The 20,752-nt window shown below is 40.1% G+C and carries 19 protein-coding genes, 3 tRNA genes and 3 rRNA genes; 3 read left to right on the forward strand and 22 right to left on the reverse strand.

The features are described 5' to 3' along the window. Window positions 1–62: 62 nt before the first annotated feature. Genes V471_RS01590 through rsgA form a run of 5 tightly spaced genes read right to left on the reverse strand, consistent with a single transcriptional unit; the run spans window position 63 to window position 4,434 of the window. Entirely contained in the window at window positions 63–1,004 is a 942-nt protein-coding gene (locus tag V471_RS01590) for a 3'-5' exoribonuclease YhaM family protein (protein ID WP_084871042.1), read from the reverse strand. Beyond that, window positions 994–2,268, reverse strand: coding sequence for a DNA recombination protein RmuC (locus tag V471_RS01595; protein WP_045771680.1), 1,275 nt, complete (start codon window positions 2,266–2,268; stop codon window positions 994–996). The genes V471_RS01590 and V471_RS01595 overlap by 11 nt, the downstream gene beginning before the upstream one ends. Before the next feature lies 1 nt (window position 2,269). Then, window positions 2,270–2,902: a thiamine diphosphokinase gene (locus V471_RS01600; RefSeq protein WP_013991211.1), complete on the reverse strand. Its 633-nt coding sequence runs from the start codon at window positions 2,900–2,902 to the stop codon at window positions 2,270–2,272. Then, window positions 2,895–3,554, reverse strand: a complete 660-nt coding sequence (gene rpe / locus V471_RS01605; protein WP_013991212.1) for a ribulose-phosphate 3-epimerase — start codon at window positions 3,552–3,554, stop codon at window positions 2,895–2,897. The genes V471_RS01600 and rpe overlap by 8 nt, the downstream gene beginning before the upstream one ends. A 7-nt stretch (window positions 3,555–3,561) precedes the next feature. Next, complete coding sequence (rsgA, locus tag V471_RS01610; RefSeq protein WP_014632574.1) at window positions 3,562–4,434, reverse strand: ribosome small subunit-dependent GTPase A; 873 nt, start codon at window positions 4,432–4,434, stop codon at window positions 3,562–3,564. A gap of 136 nt (window positions 4,435–4,570) precedes the next feature. Here rsgA and V471_RS01615 point away from each other — a divergent pair. Continuing rightward, a tRNA-Leu gene (locus tag V471_RS01615) sits at window positions 4,571–4,653 on the forward strand. Between the two features lie 39 nt (window positions 4,654–4,692). Here V471_RS01615 and rsmA read toward each other — a convergent pair. From rsmA to trxA, 5 genes are all read right to left on the reverse strand, one after another. Next, the gene (gene rsmA / locus V471_RS01620) at window positions 4,693–5,565 is read right to left on the reverse strand and encodes a 16S rRNA (adenine(1518)-N(6)/adenine(1519)-N(6))-dimethyltransferase RsmA (protein WP_049527628.1); all 873 of its coding nucleotides are present in this window, start codon (window positions 5,563–5,565) and stop codon (window positions 4,693–4,695) included. Window positions 5,566–5,691: 126 nt separating this feature from the next. Further along, a complete protein-coding gene (rnmV, locus tag V471_RS01625) occupies window positions 5,692–6,252 on the reverse strand; it encodes a ribonuclease M5 (protein ID WP_013991215.1) in 561 nt (186 codons plus the stop codon). Further along, a complete protein-coding gene (locus V471_RS01630) occupies window positions 6,245–7,021 on the reverse strand; it encodes a TatD family hydrolase (protein ID WP_014632573.1) in 777 nt (258 codons plus the stop codon). Before V471_RS01630 ends, rnmV begins: the two co-directional genes overlap by 8 nt. Window positions 7,022–7,074: 53 nt before the next feature. Further along, window positions 7,075–7,506 carry a CoA-binding protein gene (locus V471_RS01635; RefSeq protein ID WP_014635075.1) on the reverse strand — a complete coding sequence of 144 codons (432 nt, stop codon included), beginning with the start codon at window positions 7,504–7,506 and terminating at the stop codon, window positions 7,075–7,077. 59 nt (window positions 7,507–7,565) lie between these two features. Continuing rightward, the gene (trxA, locus tag V471_RS01640) at window positions 7,566–7,880 is read right to left on the reverse strand and encodes a thioredoxin (RefSeq protein WP_014632572.1); all 315 of its coding nucleotides are present in this window, start codon (window positions 7,878–7,880) and stop codon (window positions 7,566–7,568) included. A 194-nt stretch (window positions 7,881–8,074) separates the two neighbouring features. Here trxA and V471_RS01645 point away from each other — a divergent pair, with 194 nt between their 5' ends. Both V471_RS01645 and V471_RS01650 read left to right on the forward strand, forming a co-directional pair. Beyond that, window positions 8,075–8,857 (forward strand): protein-ADP-ribose hydrolase, encoded by a 783-nt coding sequence (locus V471_RS01645; RefSeq protein ID WP_002884817.1) that lies wholly within the window; start codon window positions 8,075–8,077, stop codon window positions 8,855–8,857. A 130-nt stretch (window positions 8,858–8,987) separates the two neighbouring features. After that, window positions 8,988–10,448, forward strand: coding sequence for an IS1182-like element ISSth2 family transposase (locus tag V471_RS01650; protein WP_084871043.1), 1,461 nt, complete (start codon window positions 8,988–8,990; stop codon window positions 10,446–10,448). Window positions 10,449–10,460: 12 nt separating this feature from the next. On the opposite strand, the gene V471_RS01655 is transcribed toward V471_RS01650, so the two are convergent. The 12 genes from V471_RS01655 to jag all read right to left on the reverse strand — a co-directional run bounded on the left by V471_RS01655 (window position 10,461) and on the right by jag (window position 20,751). Beyond that, window positions 10,461–10,874 carry an acyl-CoA thioesterase gene (locus tag V471_RS01655; RefSeq protein WP_013991218.1) on the reverse strand — a complete coding sequence of 138 codons (414 nt, stop codon included), beginning with the start codon at window positions 10,872–10,874 and terminating at the stop codon, window positions 10,461–10,463. A 17-nt stretch (window positions 10,875–10,891) separates the two neighbouring features. Then, the gene (gene traF / locus V471_RS01660; protein WP_049527782.1) at window positions 10,892–11,227 is read right to left on the reverse strand and encodes a conjugal transfer protein TraF; all 336 of its coding nucleotides are present in this window, start codon (window positions 11,225–11,227) and stop codon (window positions 10,892–10,894) included. Window positions 11,228–11,338: 111 nt separating this feature from the next. Continuing rightward, window positions 11,339–11,412: transfer RNA gene (locus tag V471_RS01665), tRNA-Asn, on the reverse strand. A 5-nt stretch (window positions 11,413–11,417) separates the two neighbouring features. After that, window positions 11,418–11,533: ribosomal RNA gene (gene rrf / locus V471_RS01670) — 5S ribosomal RNA — on the reverse strand. An 83-nt stretch (window positions 11,534–11,616) separates the two neighbouring features. Further along, window positions 11,617–14,516, reverse strand: a 23S ribosomal RNA gene (locus tag V471_RS01675). A gap of 146 nt (window positions 14,517–14,662) precedes the next feature. After that, a tRNA-Ala gene (locus tag V471_RS01680) sits at window positions 14,663–14,735 on the reverse strand. A 54-nt stretch (window positions 14,736–14,789) separates the two neighbouring features. Next, window positions 14,790–16,337, reverse strand: a 16S ribosomal RNA gene (locus V471_RS01685). The 16S, 23S and 5S rRNA genes sit together here with 2 tRNA genes alongside, the layout of an rRNA operon. 412 nt (window positions 16,338–16,749) lie before the next feature. Beyond that, window positions 16,750–17,892: a tRNA guanosine(34) transglycosylase Tgt gene (gene tgt, locus V471_RS01690; protein ID WP_013991220.1), complete on the reverse strand. Its 1,143-nt coding sequence runs from the start codon at window positions 17,890–17,892 to the stop codon at window positions 16,750–16,752. A gap of 199 nt (window positions 17,893–18,091) precedes the next feature. Further along, window positions 18,092–18,226, reverse strand: a complete 135-nt coding sequence (gene rpmH, locus V471_RS01695; protein ID WP_002885866.1) for a 50S ribosomal protein L34 — start codon at window positions 18,224–18,226, stop codon at window positions 18,092–18,094. Between the two features lie 195 nt (window positions 18,227–18,421). After that, entirely contained in the window at window positions 18,422–18,985 is a 564-nt protein-coding gene (locus V471_RS01700) for an NAD(P)H-dependent oxidoreductase (protein ID WP_038676809.1), read from the reverse strand. Beyond that, the gene (locus V471_RS01705) at window positions 18,982–19,578 is read right to left on the reverse strand and encodes a TetR/AcrR family transcriptional regulator (protein ID WP_084871044.1); all 597 of its coding nucleotides are present in this window, start codon (window positions 19,576–19,578) and stop codon (window positions 18,982–18,984) included. Before V471_RS01705 ends, V471_RS01700 begins: the two co-directional genes overlap by 4 nt. 129 nt (window positions 19,579–19,707) lie before the next feature. Continuing rightward, the gene (gene jag, locus V471_RS01710; protein ID WP_084871045.1) at window positions 19,708–20,751 is read right to left on the reverse strand and encodes an RNA-binding cell elongation regulator Jag/EloR; all 1,044 of its coding nucleotides are present in this window, start codon (window positions 20,749–20,751) and stop codon (window positions 19,708–19,710) included. Window position 20,752 lies beyond the last annotated feature (1 nt).

Consider the following 20,752-nt stretch of genomic DNA (forward strand, 5'->3'; position numbering starts at 1 on the left):
ATTATACCATAATACAGCAAAAAACGAACATTTTCATATAAAATGCTCGCTTAATTTCGATTTTAATCAAATTTTGGCTTGTAGAAGGAACGATTATCCATAGCAAAGAGACGATTTGTCATTTCTCCTGGACCTACTAGGTTAAGGGCTGTCGTCATCATCATCATACTGGCATCAAGATTATCAATCATATGAATAATTTCTGCTTCCATAATACGGGGGCGCACTGGACTACCATACTCTAGTTGTCCATGATGGCTGAGAATAACATGACGCAAAACAACGACATCCTCACGCGTATCGTCAATATTGAGATCCATGAGCACCTTAGTGATTTCTTCATCAATCAAAGCAATATGACCAATCAAGTTTCCACGAACCGTATACTCAGTATTTTCAGGACCAGTAAGTTCAATAACCTTAGCTAAATCATGAAGCATAATTCCGGCAAAGAGTAGACTCTTATTGAGCTCTGGATAAATATCTCCAATGCTGTCCGCTAGGCGAACCATAGTAGCTGTATGATAGGCTAGTCCACTTTCAAAGGCATGATGATTTGTTTTAGCAGCTGGAAAAGTGAAAAACTCCTTATTATACTTTCGATAAAGGGCACGAACAACACGCTGCCAAGTTGCTTCCTCAATCTTGAAAATCATTTGCTCTAGGTATTCGCGTACTTCGGAAGGATTTACTGGTGGTTTCTCTTTGAAATCAGCTGGATCATTTGGCTCACCAAATGTAGGCAAGCGTAAGGTAATTTGGTTTACCTGAGGAGTATTATTATAAACTTCTCGACGTCCCTCCATATGCACTACTTTACCTGTGGTAAATTCTTCGACATTATAAGGCTGAGCATCCCATAGGTTTCCTGAAATCTCTCCAGTATCATCCTGGAATGTAAAGGCAATGTAATCCTTTCCTGCTCTTGTCTTACGTACCTCTGCACGCTTAATCAGATAAAAACCTTCAAAATACTCGTCTTTTTTCATTTGATTAATCTTCATGCTTATCCTCGTTTTCTAATCGTGGTAAATCCAACAAACTTTGTGTCGCACTGTCTTGATAGGTTTCAATTGTATCAAGAGCTCTAACAATTGCCCTACTCCTTGTGTTGAGAAGACTATCGACTGTTTTACTCGCTGTATTCAATTGTTTCTGAGCTTTAGCTAACATATCTCCAAACCTGCCAAATTCTAGTTTGACGTTACCTAAAATCTTACTAATATCATCCGCATTCTTTTGAATATTCAAAGTTCTAAAACCTACAGACAATGAATTCAAGAGTGCTGATAAGGTTGACGGCCCTGCGATAACAATATTCTCCTCACGACGAAGGGCGTCAAAGAAGGCTGGTTGGCGTACTACCTCAGCATAAAGCCCTTCCGTCGGCAAAAATAATATGCCAAAATTTGTAGTTTCAGGTGGGTTAAGATACTTCTTGTTAATATCCTTTGCAAATCGCTTAATACTAGTCAAAAGTGACTTACGGTGATTCTCAATCTCCTCTTTATTACCAGACTCATAAGCATCTTCCAGACGATAGTAATCTTCCAAAGGAAACTTAGAATCAATGGGAAGGTAGATATATTCATCTTTATGGTTTCCTGGCATTTTGATTGCATATTCAACTCGTTCACTTGAACCTGATACCGTAGGAAATTCTCGCTCGTACTGATTAACAGTCAATATGTCTTCAATAATTTGTCCTAATTGAAGCTCACCCAGAATACCTCGTGTTTTTGTATTTGAAAGGACCTTGTTAAGACTTCCAACATCCTTGGCTACATTTTTCATTTCCCCCAAGCCCTGATTAACAGACTCTAATTGTCTTGAAACCGTCTCAAAAGAGGCTTGTAAACGTGTTTGTAAGGTTTGCTCAAGTTTCTCTTCAACTGTCTGACGCATTTGTTCCAAACGTTTCTCATTGGAATCCTGCATATCTTTAACAGCTTTGGTTAAGCTTTGGTTTATTTGCTCAAGACGTTGGTCAGAACGGTCTCGATTATCAGACAAATTTTGATGTAAAACCTCTCGGATATCTGTCAACTGTTGATATAGTTCCATCTGCAATTGGTTCAATTGCTTTGTCGTTTCCAGTTGGTTTGTCTTAGCAAAACTTTCCAATTGAAACGAAACTTGATCTGAAAGATTATCTGCATTTTCTTCCAAACTCTTATTAATCTGTTCTTTTAACTCCATATTCTTCAAGAAAAGAACAATAAGAATCCCCAAGCTTAATAAAGTTAAAAGTGTAAGTAGATAGATCATACTAACTCCTATCTTTAGTCTGGATGACAATCACATATCCATTTGGCACAATCACTTGAATTGGACCATCAACGAATTCATTGCTAGAATAGATTTTCTTCTGGAAATAATTCATACTAGTTAATTCGTATTTTGCTCCCAAAATCGTCAGTTCTCCATCACCCTCATGTAAAAAAGAAACATATGTCATTCCAGGTTCTGGTAAAACTTTATGACTTCCTTCTGGATAATAAGTAATCTTATTTTGCTTATCTCGCAAACAGATACGCCTCATAAAAGGAGCTAATTCAGGATCGCTGACCAAAAATATATTTGATAACATATGATCAATTCTGCCACCAAAAGCACCGAAAATAGTTACTTCCGCCTCAGGATATAACTGAAATGTAATTTTTAGGGCTAACTCTGTATCCGTGTCATCCTTTTCAGCCGGAGCAATCATACAATCTTTGGTAGCTGATTGGATCATCTCTAACTCTGACCGAGATACTGAATCAAAGTCTCCAACAGCCAAATCAATAGGTAAACCTAACTCCAACAAACGTAAGCACGCACGATCCACCCCAACAAAATAATCAAAATCGGTAGTGAACCACTCTAGCTCACCACCGACAAATAAAGCTATTTTAGGCATCGATAGCATCACGAAGCGTTTGAACTTGCGCTGTCAAATCAGGATTTTTGAAGAGGTAAGAGCCCGCGACAAAAACATTAGCCCCCGCCTTGGCACATGCTGCAATAGTGTTATTATCTACACCACCATCAACTTCAATATCGAATGAATAGCCACCTTTTTCGCGAAGCTCCACAACGCGCTCTACTTTAGACATCATTTCTGGAATGAACGCCTGACCACCAAAACCTGGATTTACAGTCATGATAAGTACTTGATCCACTAAATCAAGTACAGGAATAAGTGCCTCAACTGGGGTTCCAGGATTAATCACAACACCTGCTTTCATACCAGCAACTTTGATTTTCTGGAGGGCACCATGGATATGCCTAGTGGCTTCAACATGAATGGTCATGATATCTGCACCAGCTTGTGCATAGGCATCCACATAACGCTCAGGATCAACAACCATAAGGTGACAATCAAAAACTAACTTGCTATGTTTACGCATACTAGCAACCACATCTGCTCCCCAACTGATATTAGGAACAAATTGACCATCCATAATATCAATGTGAACATATTCCGCACCTGATGCATCAATACGAGCTAGTTCTGAAGCAAAATTAGCATAATCAGCAGCTAGGATAGAAGGAGCAATTTTATATGACATGAGAGACCTACTTTCTTTTTACAGTTTTTTTATATGTTTCACGACGATTTTCAATTTCACTTAGAAATTGAAGGTAATTATCATAACGGACTTGCCAGATTTGGCCATTTTCAACCTCTTCCTTAACAGCGCAAGAAGGCTCATGGGTATGAGTACAAGAACGGAATTTACAACCATGACTAGCTTGACGAATTTCCGGAAAAGCTTCACTCAAGTCCTCTGCATTATCCACTTCATAATCTAGCGAAGAGAATCCTGGTGTGTCAGCAATCTTCCCACCATGAACGTCATAAAGACTTACAGCCCTTGTAGTATGACGTCCACGACCTAAACTGTCTGAAATCTCACCTGTTTCTAAATGTAACTGTGGGGCAATACGGTTCAACAAGGTTGATTTTCCAACACCCGTCTGTCCCATAAAGACTGTTATTTTATCAGTCAAGAGCGGCAATAGTTCTTCCAAACTGAAGATAAAATCAAAACCAATTCTTTGATATTGTTTTTGAATGGCTTTCATTTCTGAATCATCTTCAACCAAGTCCATCTTAGAAATATAGATTACAGGCTTTATATTTTTATGCTCTAGTAGAACCAAAAAACGGTCCAAAAGATTACAGTTAAAATCCGGTTCCTTAACAGACATAATAACCACAGCCTGATCTATATTGACAATGGGTGGACGCACTAAACTATTGATTCGTTGACCAATTTTAAGGATATAACCTTCTGAATTTTCCTCTGCTGAAAATTCAACAAAATCTCCAACATAAGGTGTTTGTCCTTTTTTTCTAAAATTTCCTCGTGCACGCGTCTGGTATATAACACCATCATGCTCTACATAATAGAAACCTGCCAGTGCTTTGATAATTCTTCCTTGCAAGTGAACTCCTCATTCGTTTAATAGCCCTATTATATCACAAATTAGAAAGCTTTTCTGGAACAAAAAAACGGATTTTCCATTTCCCATGGGCCTCCTTGCATTTTCAATAGATTGCAGTATAATAGGCATATCATCTGCGGAGGTGGTGGAATGGCAGACACGCATGCTTCAGGCGCATGTGCTTTTTCAAGCGTGAGGGTTCAAATCCCTTTCTCCGCATAACTAATAATCCCACTGAGATTCAGTGGGATTTTTGAATTATAGGCCTGCTTCTCTCAAAGCATCTGATAAATGTGCAAAATCAGAAATAGATAAAGCCTCTCCACGAATAGAAGGTTTTATATCTGCAATTTCCAATGCCTTCTCAAGTTTGGATTTTACTTCTTCAGATTTACCAAAATGATTTGTTAAATTATTCCACAATGTCTTACGACGATGGACAAAGCTAGCCTTAGCCACTCGGAAAAGGAAATCCTCATCTTTAACTTCAACCAACGGTTGTTCACGACGCGTCATCTTCAAAATGGCTGAGTCAACATTAGGTGCTGGTACAAAGACTGTACGAGGGACAATGAACGCCACTTTAGCGGTCATATAATACTGAACGGCAATTGATAGAGAACCATAGGCCTTGCTATTAGGCTCTGCAGAAATGCGGTCAGCGACTTCTTTTTGCATCATAACAACAAATTCTGCAAAAGGAATCTTACTCTCAATCAAATGCATCAAGATTGGCGTCGTAATATAATATGGCAAATTGGCTACAACCTTAATTGGTAGTTCTGGATTTTTAAATTCTTTTACCCGTGTCTGCAAATCTGCCTTGAGAACATCTTCATTAATCACGTTAACATTATCATGATCATGTAATGTATCCTCTAAAATCGGAACCAATCGATCATCAATTTCAAATGCCATAACTTCCGCAGCATTTTCAGCCAAGAATTCTGTTAATGCTCCGATACCAGGTCCAATTTCGATTACATTGACATTTTTATCAATCTCTGCCGTATCAACAATTTTTTGTAAAATATTTGTATCTGTTAAGAAGTTCTGTCCGAAAGACTTCTTAAAGGTAAAGCCATGGCGTTCAAGGACAGCCTTGGTCACGCTATAATCTGCAATTCTCATTTATTCTCTTTTCTTGTTAATTTCACGATTTTTATATTTGGACACAAAACAAGTCCAAATCCTTAACTATCCCAACCTCTATAATAAGCTACTTAGTAGCGATTTGATTTTAAGATTACTGGTAGTCTAGTAATTTGACATAGCCTCTTCCAGCTCCTCTAAAGTAATTCCAAACAATTCCAAACGTTTTAGAAGCTGCTTGCCATTGCAGTAACCAATACGAAGTGCCTCACCCAAATATTCTCGACGCTTTCGGCTATCTGCTCCCATTAGTAGTCCTAACTTCATAAGATTTGATTTACTAATATCAAACTGATTATCATCATCGTAACTACCTAGAACTCCAGATAAGGCCTTTTGAAGATCCTCAAAACTCGCATGCTCAACACCCAATGAACGACCTTTAGTCTTAGATTTTGGTGTTGCTTCCCCACGGTTTAAGAAAGCATGCTTTGCTGTCGGAACAGCTTCCATGATGATTTTACGGATACGTTCACCATTATAGTCTGGATCAGTGAAAACAATCACTCCGCGTAAGTCATTAAGCTTATTGATACGCTCTAAGTCGTCTTCATTGATAGCAGAGCCTCTAGTCTCATAGGTATCCACCTCATAAAAACGTCTCAAATTTGCCGTATCATCCTTACCTTCTACCACGATGACTTCTTGAATTTTTATTTTATTCATCCAGACCAAAAATCCTCATCGCATTATCATAAGTAGCCCTAGCAACCTCTTCACTTGTTAAGCCACGAAGCTCAGCAATCTTGTCTACTACGTAACGTGTATAGCCTGTACGATTCTCTCGACCACGTTTGGGAACAGGTGCCAAATACGGTGCATCCGTTTCAACCAGAATCTTATCTAAAGGTAACTTCTGAGCAGCTTCTTGAACATCCAAAGCCTTCTTAAAAGTTACAACACCTGAAAATGAAATCATCATTCCAAGATCAACAAATTTTTGAGCCATTTCTAAGGATCCTGAGTATGAGTGCATAATCCCCCCACGAGGACCAACACCAACTTCTTTAATAACAGCGTAAGTATCCTCAAGTGCATCACGTGTATGGACAACAAAAGGTAGATTGTATTCCTTTGACAAAGCTATTTGACGCTTAAAGACATCAATCTGAATCTCTTTAGGATCTTCCATCCAATAATAATCCAAACCGATTTCCCCAAGTGCCACTACTTTCGGATTATCCAATTGTGATACAATCATATCCTCAATTTCCTGAGAATAGGACCCTGCTTCCGTAGGATGCCATCCAATCGTACTATATAGTTGATCATACTTCTCTGATAGTGCTAAAGATTTATCAATTGTTGGCTTATCAAAACCAACAATATTCATTTTAATAACACCTAGTTCAGCTGCAAAATCTATTTCTTCTTGTTCTTTTCCTGCAAAATTATCCACATTAAGATGGGTATGCGTATCAAAAATTTCAATCATAGGTCTATTATAACAAAAACGAGCGAGCATAGCTCACTCACCTTTTCATTTTATTAAACAAAGAGTCGCATATATTCAATCTTTGTACAACGATTCATTACAATATCCTGTCTATTCGCTTGACGAAGAATAGTCTCAGCTTCCTCATTCTCAAGACCAATTTGACTCCAAAAAACTTTTGCATCTGTCTCAAGAAAATCATAAGCAACATCTGGTAAAAACTCACTTCGTCTAAATACATCAACAATATCAATCGAAAATGGAATATCTTTAAGATAAGCATAAACATGCTCTCCCAGAAGCTCCTGACCTTCTAGTTTAGGATTTACTGGTATGATACGATAACCAGCAGCCTGTAGAAAATGAGCAACCTGATAAGATGCTGCCTCCTTACGATGAGATAAACCAACAATTGCAATCGTCTTTGCTGATTTTAGATAAGACTCTATAACCTCAGCACTAGGATTTTGAAATGAATAAGACATAAGACTCTCCTTGTCGTTCGAATAAAATAAAAATCCCTAAACGGGACTGTGACGATTAGTTAGCTAAGCTCTGCAACGATAGCTTTAATTTGTTCTTTTGTATGTACACCTGCAACTTGCTTAACAACCTCACCATCTTTTTTGAAGAGTAAAGTTGGGATAGACATAATTCCAAACTTCTGAGCTGTTTCTGGGTTCTCGTCAACATCAATTTTAACAATCTTAAGTTCATCTTCTGAAATTTCTTCAGAAAGTTGCTCAAGAATTGGTGCTTGCATCAAGCAAGGCCCACACCAAGTTGCCCAAAAATCAATCAAAACTAGCCCTTCAGCTGTTTCTTGTTCAAATGTAGCATCTATTACTACTTGTGTCATATATTCATCCTCCTAGACATTATAAAACTTTTGTAGACCTATTCTATATGATTCTAAAGGCCATTGCAAGAATTTGACACATACATAAAAAATTCTTATCAAATATTAGTCATTGCCTATCATAGACATCACTTGCTCACAGCCTATCTTGGGAGTATAATAATAAAAAACTAAAAAAATAGAAATGAGTAAATATGGATAAAGATGCAATGATTACCTATCTCATAGGTGAACTCAAAAAAGAAAATCTAGAATTACATGATTTGATTATCCCAGAAGAACTCGAGGAAAAGCAAAAGCTTCTCAGAGCCCTCTTTAATACACGTAAACCAATGGCAGCATCAACACAATTCTTGACAATACAAGATCTTTACCTACAAGTTAGGAAAGGGGAACGTGGATTTGTACAACTCAGTTCACTCCAGCCCATCCCTCAAGATGATCGAATCTACCTCTGGAAGGGTGATATTACAAGACTTGAAGTAGATGCAATCGTAAATGCAGCCAATAAAACCTTACTAGGATGTATGAAACCACTCCATGATTGTGTAGATAATGCTATTCATACATATGCAGGTGTTCAGTTACGCCAAGCTTGTTTCGAACTCATCTTAGAACAAGGATATGAAGAACCCGTTGGTATGGCTAAAATCACTCCAGCTTACAACCTTCCTTCTGCTTTTGTCATTCATACAGTAGGTCCGAAAATAGTAGACCAACCGACACAAATTGATGAGGATCTTTTAGCAAAAAGCTATCTCTCAGTATTAGCACTAGCCGAGAAAAATAACATTGAATCAATTGCTATTCCATGTCTATCAACTGGGGATTTCAATTTTCCAAAACAAAAAGCTGCCAAAATCGCCATTCAAACAGTCAAAACCTTTATTAATGAGTCAAGTATAATAAAAAAAGTCATATTTAACGTATTTGATGATGAAAATTTAGCAATTTATCAAAAACTCCTTGCTGAATAAAAAAGAAGAAAATCAAAATGATTTTCTTCTTTCAGATTGAAGACAAAGTCCTCAGAAGTTATACTTCTGGGGATTTTTCTTGCTTTGAAGGAGTATAATAAAAGAAAAAGGTATTTGATGAGGTGTTCCTATGTTTCACAAAGAAAATCCTGAATACAATCGACGTCAAGTAGGATTCTATACGCTTGATGAACTTGTGCCTAAAGACCATTTTCTAAGAAAAGTCGAGGAAACGATTGATTTCTCTTTTATTTATGATCTTGTCGAAGATAGTTATTCCTCGGATAATGGTCGCCCTAGTCTAGACCCTGTTTTATTAGTTAAAATTCCGTTGATTCAATGTTTTTATGGCATTCGTTCTATGCGCCAAACCATTAAAGATATTGAGGTGAATACGGCTTACCGTTGGTTTCTTGGCTTATCTCTGGACGATAAGGTGCCTCATTTTACAACTTACGGTAAGAACTATAGCCGACGCTTTGAAAACAAGGAAGTGTTAGCACACATTTTTAGTCATGTGCTTCATCATGTTTTGGAAGCAGGGCTCATTGATCCCTCAGAAATCTTCATTGATGGGACCCATATCAAGGCAGCTGCTAATAATCATAAGTACAAAACTGTTGTTATTGATCAAAAAGCTAAATTCATGAGTGAACAACTGGAGATTGAGATTAATTTAGATAGGAAAAAACACGCAAAAAAGTTCTTAAAGCCCGCCAAAAAAGGCGAGGCTAAACCTAAGAAACAATCAACGACGGACCCAGACAGTGGTTGGTTTCATAAGGGAGAACATAAGGAGGTCTTCGCTTACAATGCTCAAGTAGCTTGTGATAAACACGGCTGGGCTTTAGCTTATACGGTTGAAGCAGGAAACATCCATGATAGTCAGGCTTTCTCTGCTCTTTTTGTCAAACTAGAACCATTCTCACCTGAATTCATTATTGCGGATTCAGGCTATAAAACACCTAGTATTGCCAAGTTTCTTCTAGAAAAAGGGATTACACCAGTTTTCCCTTACACTAGACCAAGAGGTAAGAAAGATTTTTTACGTCCAAAAGACTTTGTCTATGACGAGCATTTTGATTGTTATCTTTGTCCTGAGAACCAGGTGTTAACTTATCGTACAACTACACGTGAAGGTTATCGAGAGTATAAAAGTAATCCTAAAATTTGTAAGACCTGTCCCTTGTTAGCTATTTGTACAGAAAGTCGCCAGAACCAAAAAGTTGTTGTGCGTCATATTTGGAAAGATGCCCTAGAAGTCTGTGAAGATATTCGCCATCAAAGTGGTATGAAAGAACGGTATCAACACCGGAAAGAAACGATAGAACGGTTATTCGGAACAGCTAAAGAATATCATAACTTACGTTATACCAGAGAAAAAGGAAAGTCCAAAATGGAGGATAAGGTTGGGCTTACTTTAGCGTGTCTAAATATCAAAAAATTGGTAAAAATGATGACAGGAAAGACCTATAATTTTACCCAAATATCTCAATATTATTGGATTATAGGAGAATTAGGTAAGAATATAAAAAAGACAAACATCAAAAACGATGTTTGTCTTCATTCTGAAAGAAGAAAATCAAAATGATTTTCTTCTTTTTTATTGCATAACTGAATGCTCTTTTAAAAGATTAAAAAATGAGGGATAATCTCTTTTAAGATTAACAAAACCACCATTCTTAGACAAGAAACTATGTTCAGAAGCAGCTGTACAAACAAGAACACCATTCTGATTTACCATATGGTATACAAAAGAAAGTTTAGCAGATTTAACACTTTTAACATTAATCTCAATAGAAATCACATCTGCAAAAGTAGAAGTAGCTTTATAGTCACAGGAAATTGAAGTAACAGGAGAGATAATTCCCTCCTCTTCAATTTTTTCATAAGCCCAACCTATCTCTCTTAGAAAAAAAGTTCTAGCCTCTTCCATCCATCGTACATAATTGGAATGATGAGTAATACCCATTCGATCTGTTTCATAATACTGGACCTCGTGTTTACAAATAAACATAAGAACCTCCAAAAAGATTAAGAAATAAAATCTAAAATGTCATCCTCAGAAAGAGAAGAGTCGCAAACAACCTTAGCAGTTCCATTTTCTGAAACAAATAGGGCTGGAACGGTAGCAATACCATATCTTTTACGTAAAGCTTGGATATCTTCAAGTTCTTCACTATTTTCACTATTAATATAGAAAATAGTAAGATTTGAATTACAAGCAACATTTGATAATTTAGGTTCAAAAAGTTGACAATATGGACAGGAAGGACGGCCAATAAATAAAATAAACTTATCTGTAGAAGAAATTTTATCTTTAACAGTAGAAATAGAAATAGGTGTAAACGCTGACGCAAAATTCGACATAATAATACCTCTCAAATAAAATATAATCATATCATATCTGAAATTAAGAGTTTTAACAAGTAAATAACTTGACAAAAAAAGCTAGACCTAAGTCCAGCAATGAAATCTATACTCCGCCAGTAGGACTCGAACCTACGACATCATGATTAACAGTCATGCGCTACTACCAACTGAGCTATGGCGGATAAACGCTAAGCGACTACCGTATCTAACAGGGGGCAACCCCCAACTACATCAGGCGTACTAGGGCTTAACTTCTGTGTTCGGCATGGGAACAGGTGTATCTCCTAGGCTATCGTCACTTAACTCTGAGTATTCTCAACTCAAAATTGAATATCTATACTGTATCAAGAAACCAAATCGTTGTCAATATGTCTCAGTTACTTTCTTTGGATAAGTCCTCGAGCTATTAGTATTAGTCCGCTACATGTGTCACCACACTTCCACTTCTAACCTATCAACCTGATCATCTCTCAGGGCTCTTACTGATATAAAATCATGGGAAATCTCATCTTGAGGTGGGCTTCACACTTAGATGCTTTCAGCGTTTATCCCTTCCCTACATAGCTACCCAGCGATGCTCTTGGCAGAACAACTGGTACACCAGCGGTAAGTCCACTCTGGTCCTCTCGTACTAGGAGCAGATCCTCTCAAATTTCCTACGCCCGCGACGGATAGGGACCGAACTGTCTCACGACGTTCTGAACCCAGCTCGCGTGCCGCTTTAATGGGCGAACAGCCCAACCCTTGGGACCGACTACAGCCCCAGGATGCGACGAGCCGACATCGAGGTGCCAAACCTCCCCGTCGATGTGAACTCTTGGGGGAGATAAGCCTGTTATCCCCAGGGTAGCTTTTATCCGTTGAGCGATGGCCCTTCCATGCGGAACCACCGGATCACTAAGCCCGACTTTCGTCCCTGCTCGAGTTGTAACTCTCGCAGTCAAGCTCCCTTATACCTTTACACTCTGCGAATGATTTCCAACCATTCTGAGGGAACCTTTGGGCGCCTCCGTTACCTTTTAGGAGGCGACCGCCCCAGTCAAACTGCCCGTCAGACACTGTCTCCGATAGGGATAACCTATCTGGGTTAGAGTAGCCATAACACAAGGGTAGTATCCCAACAACGCCTCACTCGAAACTGGCGTCCCGAGGTCATAGGCTCCTACCTATCCTGTACATGTGGTACAGATACTCAATATCAAACTGCAGTAAAGCTCCATGGGGTCTTTCCGTCCTGTCGCGGGTAACCTGCATCTTCACAGGTACTAAAATTTCACCGAGTCTCTCGTTGAGACAGTGCCCAAATCATTACGCCTTTCGTGCGGGTCGGAACTTACCCGACAAGGAATTTCGCTACCTTAGGACCGTTATAGTTACGGCCGCCGTTTACTGGGGCTTCAATTCATACCTTCGCTATTGCTAAGCACTCCTCTTAACCTTCCAGCACCGGGCAGGCGTCACCCCCTATACATCATCTTACGATTTAGCAGAGAGCTGTGTTTTTGATAAACAGTTGCTTGGGCCTATTCACTGCGGCTGACCATAAGTCAGCGCCCCTTCTCCCGAAGTTACGGGGCCATTTTGCCGAGTTCCTTAACGAGAGTTCTCTCGCTCACCTGAGGCTACTCGCCTCGACTACCTGTGTCGGTTTGCGGTACGGGTAGAGTATAATTAACGCTAGAAGCTTTTCTCGGCAGTGTGACATCACTAACTTCGCTACTAAACTTCGCTCCCCATCACAGCTCAATGTTATAGATATAAGCATTTGACTCATATCACACCTCACTGCTTGGCCAGACACTTCCAATCGTCTGGTTTAGTTAGCCTACTGCGTCCCTCCATCACTATATACTCTAGTACAGGAATATCAACCTGTTGTCCATCGGATACACCTTTCGGTCTCTCCTTAGGTCCCGACTAACCCAGGGCGGACGAGCCTTCCCCTGGAAACCTTAGTCTTACGGTGGACAGGATTCTCACCTGTCTTTCGCTACTCATACCGGCATTCTCACTTCTATGCGCTCCAGCACTCCTCACGGTACACCTTCTTCGCACATAGAACGCTCTCCTACCATACCTATAAAGGTATCCACAGCTTCGGTAATATGTTTTAGCCCCGGTACATTTTCGGCGCAGGGTCACTCGACTAGTGAGCTATTACGCACTCTTTGAATGAATAGCTGCTTCTAAGCTAACATCCTAGTTGTCTGTGCAACCCCACATCCTTTTCCACTTAACATATATTTTGGGACCTTAGCTGGTGGTCTGGGCTGTTTCCCTTTCGACTACGGATCTTAGCACTCGCAGTCTGACTGCCGATTATATCTCGTTGGCATTCGGAGTTTATCTGAGATTGGTAATCCGGGATGGACCCCTCACCCAAACAGTGCTCTACCTCCAAGAGACTTAACATCAACGCTAGCCCTAAAGCTATTTCGGAGAGAACCAGCTATCTCCAAGTTCGTTTGGAATTTCTCCGCTACCCACAAGTCATCCAAGCACTTTTCAACGTGCCCTGGTTCGGTCCTCCAGTGAGTTTTACCTCACCTTCAACCTGCTCATGGGTAGGTCACATGGTTTCGGGTCTACGACATGATACTAATACGCCCTATTAAGACTCGGTTTCCCTACGGCTCCGTCTCTTCAACTTAACCTCGCATCATATCGTAACTCGCCGGTTCATTCTACAAAAGGCACGCTCTCACCCATTAACGGGCTCGAACTTGTTGTAGGCACACGGTTTCAGGTTCTATTTCACTCCCCTCCCGGGGTGCTTTTCACCTTTCCCTCACGGTACTGGTTCACTATCGGTCACTAGAGAGTATTTAGGGTTGGGAGATGGTCCTCCCAGATTCCGACGAGATTTCTCGTGTCTCGCCGTACTCAGGATACTGCTAGGTATAAAGACTATTTCGAATACGAGGCTATTACTCTCTTTGGCCTACCTTCCCAGGTAGTTCTTCTATAATCTTTAAGTCCACGTTGCAGTCCTACAACCCCGAAGAGTAAACTCTTCGGTTTGCCCTCTTGCCGTTTCGCTCGCCGCTACTAAGGCAATCGCTTTTGCTTTCTCTTCCTGCAGCTACTTAGATGTTTCAGTTCACTGCGTCTTCCTCTACATTACCTTAACAGTAATGAGTGACAGGCATTACCTGCCGGGTTCCCCCATTCGGACATCTCTGGATCATTGCTCACTTACAGCTCCCCAAAGCATTTCGTCGTTAGTCACGTCCTTCATCGGCTTCTAGTGCCAAGGCATCCACCGTGCGCCCTTATTAACTTAACCTTATTTTGGTCTTTCGACCTAACTCATTAAATATTCACAGCGTTTCGGTTTATTTTCTTGTTACTATCTATATGTAATTAATTACATATGGAATTTGATATAGATATTCAATTTTCAATGGACAATACTTGAATCTTGCGATTCAATGGAGCCTAGCGGGATCGAACCGCTGACCTCCTGCGTGCAAAGCAGGCGCTCTCCCAGCTGAGCTAAGGCCCCACAAGACCTCTCAAAACTAAATAAGAAACTCAAGTACATTCCGTTTTTCCTTAGAAAGGAGGTGATCCAGCCGCACCTTCCGATACGGCTACCTTGTTACGACTTCACCCCAATCATCTATCCCACCTTAGGCGGCTGGCTCCAAAAGGTTACCTCACCGACTTCGGGTGTTACAAACTCTCGTGGTGTGACGGGCGGTGTGTACAAGGCCCGGGAACGTATTCACCGCGGCGTGCTGATCCGCGATTACTAGCGATTCCGACTTCATGTAGGCGAGTTGCAGCCTACAATCCGAACTGAGATTGGCTTTAAGAGATTAGCTTGCCGTCACCGACTCGCAACTCGTTGTACCAACCATTGTAGCACGTGTGTAGCCCAGGTCATAAGGGGCATGATGATTTGACGTCATCCCCACCTTCCTCCGGTTTATTACCGGCAGTCTCGCTAGAGTGCCCAACTGAATGATGGCAACTAACAATAGGGGTTGCGCTCGTTGCGGGACTTAACCCAACATCTCACGACACGAGCTGACGACAACCATGCACCACCTGTCACCGATGTACCGAAGTAACTTTCTATCTCTAGAAATAGCATCGGGATGTCAAGACCTGGTAAGGTTCTTCGCGTTGCTTCGAATTAAACCACATGCTCCACCGCTTGTGCGGGCCCCCGTCAATTCCTTTGAGTTTCAACCTTGCGGTCGTACTCCCCAGGCGGAGTGCTTAATGCGTTAGCTGCGGCACTGAATCCCGGAAAGGATCCAACACCTAGCACTCATCGTTTACGGCGTGGACTACCAGGGTATCTAATCCTGTTCGCTCCCCACGCTTTCGAGCCTCAGCGTCAGTTACAGACCAGAGAGCCGCTTTCGCCACCGGTGTTCCTCCATATATCTACGCATTTCACCGCTACACATGGAATTCCACTCTCCCCTTCTGCACTCAAGTTTGACAGTTTCCAAAGCGAACTATGGTTGAGCCACAGCCTTTAACTTCAGACTTATCAAACCGCCTGCGCTCGCTTTACGCCCAATAAATCCGGACAACGCTCGGGACCTACGTATTACCGCGGCTGCTGGCACGTAGTTAGCCGTCCCTTTCTGGTAAGCTACCGTCACAGTGTGAACTTTCCACTCTCACACTCGTTCTTGACTTACAACAGAGCTTTACGATCCGAAAACCTTCTTCACTCACGCGGCGTTGCTCGGTCAGGGTTGCCCCCATTGCCGAAGATTCCCTACTGCTGCCTCCCGTAGGAGTCTGGGCCGTGTCTCAGTCCCAGTGTGGCCGATCACCCTCTCAGGTCGGCTATGTATCGTCGCCTAGGTGAGCCGTTACCTCACCTACTAGCTAATACAACGCAGGTCCATCTTGTAGTGGAGCATTTGCCCCTTTCAAATAAATGACATGGGTCATCCATTGTTATGCGGTATTAGCTATCGTTTCCAATAGTTATCCCCCGCTACAAGGCAGGTTACCTACGCGTTACTCACCCGTTCGCAACTCATCCAAGAAGAGCAAGCTCCTCTCTTCAGCGTTCTACTTGCATGTATTAGGCACGCCGCCAGCGTTCGTCCTGAGCCAGGATCAAACTCTCATTAAAAAATTTAATAATTGTTCGAGCGTTAACTCATTACCGTCGTCTGACGATTTATTCTTGTAAATTGACAGGTTATAATTTCTTCTATAACCCTGCACTTGGTTTCTTATTCAGTTCTCAAAGGTCTTTGTCTCTCTTAAGACAACTTCTATATTCTAGCAAATTTAGAATAACTTGTCAACACTTTTTTGAAGTTTTTTTACTTCTCGTGTCCGCTGTCTCTCGCGAAACAGCTTATTTATAATATCATCTCTAGCTTGTCTTGTCAATAACTTTTTTAAAGTTTTGGAACCTTTTCAAGTTTGTGGCAAGTCAGTTAAGACAACTTTTATATCTTAACACCCAAATTAATGCTTGTCAATAGGATTTTGCAAAAAAATAAAGCAGTACAATCATGTACTGCTAAATAAATTATTTAAAAATTTCTTTTACTTGACTTGTAACCATACTTTTCTATAAAGTCTTGGCGGAACTCAAGTAAATTGTCATCTATAATAGCTTGTCGTACTTTAGCCATTAAATTCACCAAGAAGTAGAGATTATGATAACTTGTCAGGCGAATTCCAAACGTTTCATCCGCTTTCAACAAATGTCTCACATAAGCACGTGTGTAATTTTTACATGTATAACAATCACACTCAGGATCTATAGGGCTAAAATCTTCTGCATACGCCGCATTTTTAACCACGAGGCGTCCTTGACTCGTCATACAAGTTCCGTTACGAGCAATTCGTGTTGGGAGAACACAATCATACATGTCAACACCACGAATAACACCGTCGATCAAACTATCTGGTGCCCCTACCCCCATAAGATAACGTGGTTTATTCTCAGGAAGTAAAGGTACAGTAAAGTCTAGAACTGCATTCATCTCTTCATGAGTTTCTCCTACTGCAAGACCTCCAATTGAATAACCTGGAAAATCCATGGAAACCAAATCCTGTGCAGATTGTCTACGAAGATCTTCAAAACCTGCTCCCTGTACGATTCCAAAAAGACCTTGGTCATGTGGACGACGATGTGCTTTTAGCCCTCGTTCTGCCCAACGACTTGTACGTTCAATAGAATTTTTCACATAGTCGTATGGTTGGTAAAATTGAGGGCATTCATCAAAACTCATCATAATATCCGAACCGAGATTGTTCTGAATCGAGATCGCTTTTTCAGGAGATAAAAACATCTTACTTCCATTAAGGTGATTTTTAAAAGTTACACCTTCTTCCGAGATATTTCGTTTTTCGGCCAATGAATATACTTGGAAACCACCGCTATCTGTAAGAATCGCTTGGTCCCAATTCATGAATTTATGGAGTCCTCCAGCTTTGGCAACGAGCTCATCACCAGGTCTTAACCATAAATGATAGGTATTGGCCAAAATAATTCCTGAACCCATCTGTTTTAATTCTTCAGGAGATTGTGTTTTTACTGTAGCTTGAGTACCTACAGGCATAAACATCGGTGTTGGAAAAGTTCCATGAGGCGTGATAATTTCCCCCAAGCGTGCCCCTGTGTGTTTTTCTTTCTTTATAAGACGATATTTAATAGGAAAGTCAGTCATTTATACTCCTTACATTAGGAAAAACAGTCCTAAGTATTTTTTAGTAAGTGGTCATTATCCACAACCGCTTTAGTTTATCAAAAATTACAAGAATTGTCAGCTCTATATTTTCAAACTTTCGATGAATAACATCAACACTATCATTTATAGCAAAAAACAAAAAGCAACAGTCTCGAGCACTGTTGCTTTCAATAATGTCTTAAGCTGAAAGAACTTTACGTCCTTTACGACGACGAGCTGCAAGAACACGACGTCCGTTTTTAGTTGACATACGGTGACGGAATCCGTGTTTACGTTGACGACGGATTTTACTTGGTTGATAAGTACGTTTCACGTTGAATACCTCCTGATAGATTTTCGTATTCGTTTAGCCGGCTATTTTTGATCAGTTACTAAACATACCATACTATTTTATAGCAATAGCTTAATCTTGTCAAGAATTACTTAGATATTAATTTCATTATATCTTCGATGCCCGAAGACTAGTGATAACTGTAAACTACAATGCCGTTCCTATATCATCGCTTGCTCATAACCTTCTTGCTAGTTTAGCTATTTTCTTGAGTACCTCTTTTCGCTTATAATCACTCATATACTCAACGGGTGAAACCTGGGTAACTTTGACCGATTTAATACCACAAGGTTTTAGGACTTGAAATTTTAGGACTTTGCAATAATCTTGAACTAAAGGTAGAACAATCTTTGGTGTATTGTGGGTTGTAATAATCCAAGCTTTCCCAGTCAATTTACCATCCAATCCACGGGGTGTATTTTCATAGGCAAAGCCAGCAACAAAAACGCGTTCAATAAATCCTTTCAAGATAGCTGGCATTCCACTCCACCAAGTTGGAAAAATAAAAATCAACTGATCTGCCCAAGTTATTAAATCTCGATAGTCTTTCATAGCTACATCGTGCGCTAAGTCTCTTCTCCTATGTGTTGTATCAAAACGTAAAATAGGATCGAACTTTTCTTTATACAAATCTAGAATCTTTAACTCATGTTTAGACGATAAATTTTCTTTAACAGTCTCTAGTATAGAGGCATTGTAGCTCTTGTCGTTTGGATGGGCGTAGATAATTAAGGTTTTCATTGTTTAGCTCCTTTAACATAGATGTCTAACATAGTACTAACAGTCTCTTCAATAGTATTACTATTGAAATTATCACCAATGGGACTCCTTACCAAAACAGCTAATCCAGTAATAAAACTCCAGATATGAACTAATATTTCTGTCTCACTACCAGAAATGTTCATTTCACTTTTTAGCTTCAAAACCACACTCTTAAAGTGCTCAAACCCTGGTAAATGGGCATTAACAGAGATACTGTCCCGAGTGAGCTCCATATAATTGAAAGGAAACTTAATAAACAAGGCCTCAAAACTATTTGTTTCTTTTTGAGCAAATTCCACAAAATTGCAGCCCATTAATACTAATTGACCTCTTACATCAAGCGAAGAGTCTACCCCTTGTGTCAGATACTTCAAAAAGATCTCAGATAAATGCTCCAAAACTACCTGAAGATAGACATCCTTATTTTCAAAGTGCTTATAGGGTGCCCCATGGGTGACCCCACATCTTTGAGCCACCGTTCGGATAGATAGTTGATCGACACCTCTTGTTCTTATCTCCTCGACTCCAGTTGCGATTAACTTTTCCTTCAATTCAGCAGTATTACGTTTCATTTTGACTCCCTTTCCATCTAAGTAGACAGTGGTTACTTTTAAACAAAGTATACACCGTCTACTTTTAGTTGTCAAAAAAACTAGCCTTCAAATAAGACTAGTTTCTGTAAGCAATAAACGCTATTTTAATTATACCTTTGTCACAACAACGTAACGATTAGGATCGTCCCCTTCCGAGTGACTTTCAACACCTTCAATTTGAGAAAGTGCCTTATGGATAATTTTTCGTTCGCTATTCGTCATTGGATCCATAACGTACTCTCGACCTGTTTCTTTTACTTTAGCTGCCATTTTTTCTGCTAGATCAATCAAAGTCTCTGTGCGTTGCTCCAAATAATCACGAACATTAAGAACAACACTAAAACGTTTAGAATGACGATCGTGCAAATAATTTTGCGCTAAAAGTTGTAAAGACTTGAGAACCTTACCATGATAACCAATAACACGACCAGGTTGGTCTGTTTCAATCTGAATAATAATATTGCGGCGATTGTGACTAACCTCTAGGCTAGCATCAACATCCATTTCATAGATAATTTTTTCGAGGTAAGATAAAACATCATCTGCAGCCCCTTGAATATCTTCTAAATTATTTTCAGAAGACTCATCTGAACTAAACTCAGATGCCACAAATGAACTGAAATCTCCTTCAGAAGTTTCCGGAGTCTGAACTTGAGCCACCGGTTCTAGTTGGGGCTCAAGCGAATTTGCCCTATATTCTGTCGCACCCTCTTCTGATAACTCACGTTTAACAGATAGCGGAATAATTGTTGCCTTTGGTTGCTCCTGTTTCTTATCTGGCAACTCTTCATCAAGAGTCTCTGTAGAAACTGGTTGCTTTAAGTCTTCATGTGCAATTTCCTTATTATCTGAAACCGTAACAAGTTTTGTCACTTTATTGAAAGCAATCGTTTCGTCTTTTGGACTTGCGACAGAATCGTCTAATTGTTTTATAGCATCAGGAGCTACTTTAACGGTGTTTTGATCTGCTTCATGAACTATCTTTTCATTTATTGGTTCAACACTAACTCGAGCTGGCTTCTTTCCGAACCCTAGAAAACCTTTTTTCTCACGAGAAATCACCTTAATATGAGCCTTCATACGAGGTAAATTAAGATCTTTCAAACCTTTTTCGATAGCTTGTTCGACTGTTCGTCCAGAATAGACAACCATA

It is taken from the genome of Streptococcus salivarius, from assembly GCF_002094975.1.
Taxonomy (GTDB): domain Bacteria; phylum Bacillota; class Bacilli; order Lactobacillales; family Streptococcaceae; genus Streptococcus; species Streptococcus salivarius_D.

Bases quoted from the DNA above. Each gene is read 5' to 3' on its own strand.
- traF (WP_049527782.1), bottom strand. From the start codon at position 11,227: ATGTCGAATTTTGCGTCAGCGTTTACACCTATTTCTATTTCTACTGTT.
- V471_RS01650 (WP_084871043.1), top strand. From the start codon at position 8,988: ATGTTTCACAAAGAAAATCCTGAATACAATCGACGTCAAGTAGGATTC.
- rpe (WP_013991212.1), bottom strand. From the start codon at position 3,554: ATGTCATATAAAATTGCTCCTTCTATCCTAGCTGCTGATTATGCTAAT.
- rnmV (WP_013991215.1), bottom strand. From the start codon at position 6,252: ATGAATAAAATAAAAATTCAAGAAGTCATCGTGGTAGAAGGTAAGGAT.
- trxA (WP_014632572.1), bottom strand. From the start codon at position 7,880: ATGACACAAGTAGTAATAGATGCTACATTTGAACAAGAAACAGCTGAA.
- rsmA (WP_049527628.1), bottom strand. From the start codon at position 5,565: ATGAGAATTGCAGATTATAGCGTGACCAAGGCTGTCCTTGAACGCCAT.
- jag (WP_084871045.1), bottom strand. From the start codon at position 20,751: ATGGTTGTCTATTCTGGACGAACAGTCGAACAAGCTATCGAAAAAGGT.
- V471_RS01700 (WP_038676809.1), bottom strand. From the start codon at position 18,985: ATGAAAACCTTAATTATCTACGCCCATCCAAACGACAAGAGCTACAAT.
- V471_RS01600 (WP_013991211.1), bottom strand. From the start codon at position 2,902: ATGCCTAAAATAGCTTTATTTGTCGGTGGTGAGCTAGAGTGGTTCACT.
- V471_RS01595 (WP_045771680.1), bottom strand. From the start codon at position 2,268: ATGATCTATCTACTTACACTTTTAACTTTATTAAGCTTGGGGATTCTT.
- V471_RS01635 (WP_014635075.1), bottom strand. From the start codon at position 7,506: ATGTCTTATTCATTTCAAAATCCTAGTGCTGAGGTTATAGAGTCTTAT.
- V471_RS01655 (WP_013991218.1), bottom strand. From the start codon at position 10,874: ATGTTTATTTGTAAACACGAGGTCCAGTATTATGAAACAGATCGAATG.
- tgt (WP_013991220.1), bottom strand. From the start codon at position 17,892: ATGACTGACTTTCCTATTAAATATCGTCTTATAAAGAAAGAAAAACAC.
- V471_RS01630 (WP_014632573.1), bottom strand. From the start codon at position 7,021: ATGATTGAAATTTTTGATACGCATACCCATCTTAATGTGGATAATTTT.
- V471_RS01645 (WP_002884817.1), top strand. From the start codon at position 8,075: ATGGATAAAGATGCAATGATTACCTATCTCATAGGTGAACTCAAAAAA.
- V471_RS01705 (WP_084871044.1), bottom strand. From the start codon at position 19,578: ATGAAACGTAATACTGCTGAATTGAAGGAAAAGTTAATCGCAACTGGA.
- V471_RS01590 (WP_084871042.1), bottom strand. From the start codon at position 1,004: ATGAAGATTAATCAAATGAAAAAAGACGAGTATTTTGAAGGTTTTTAT.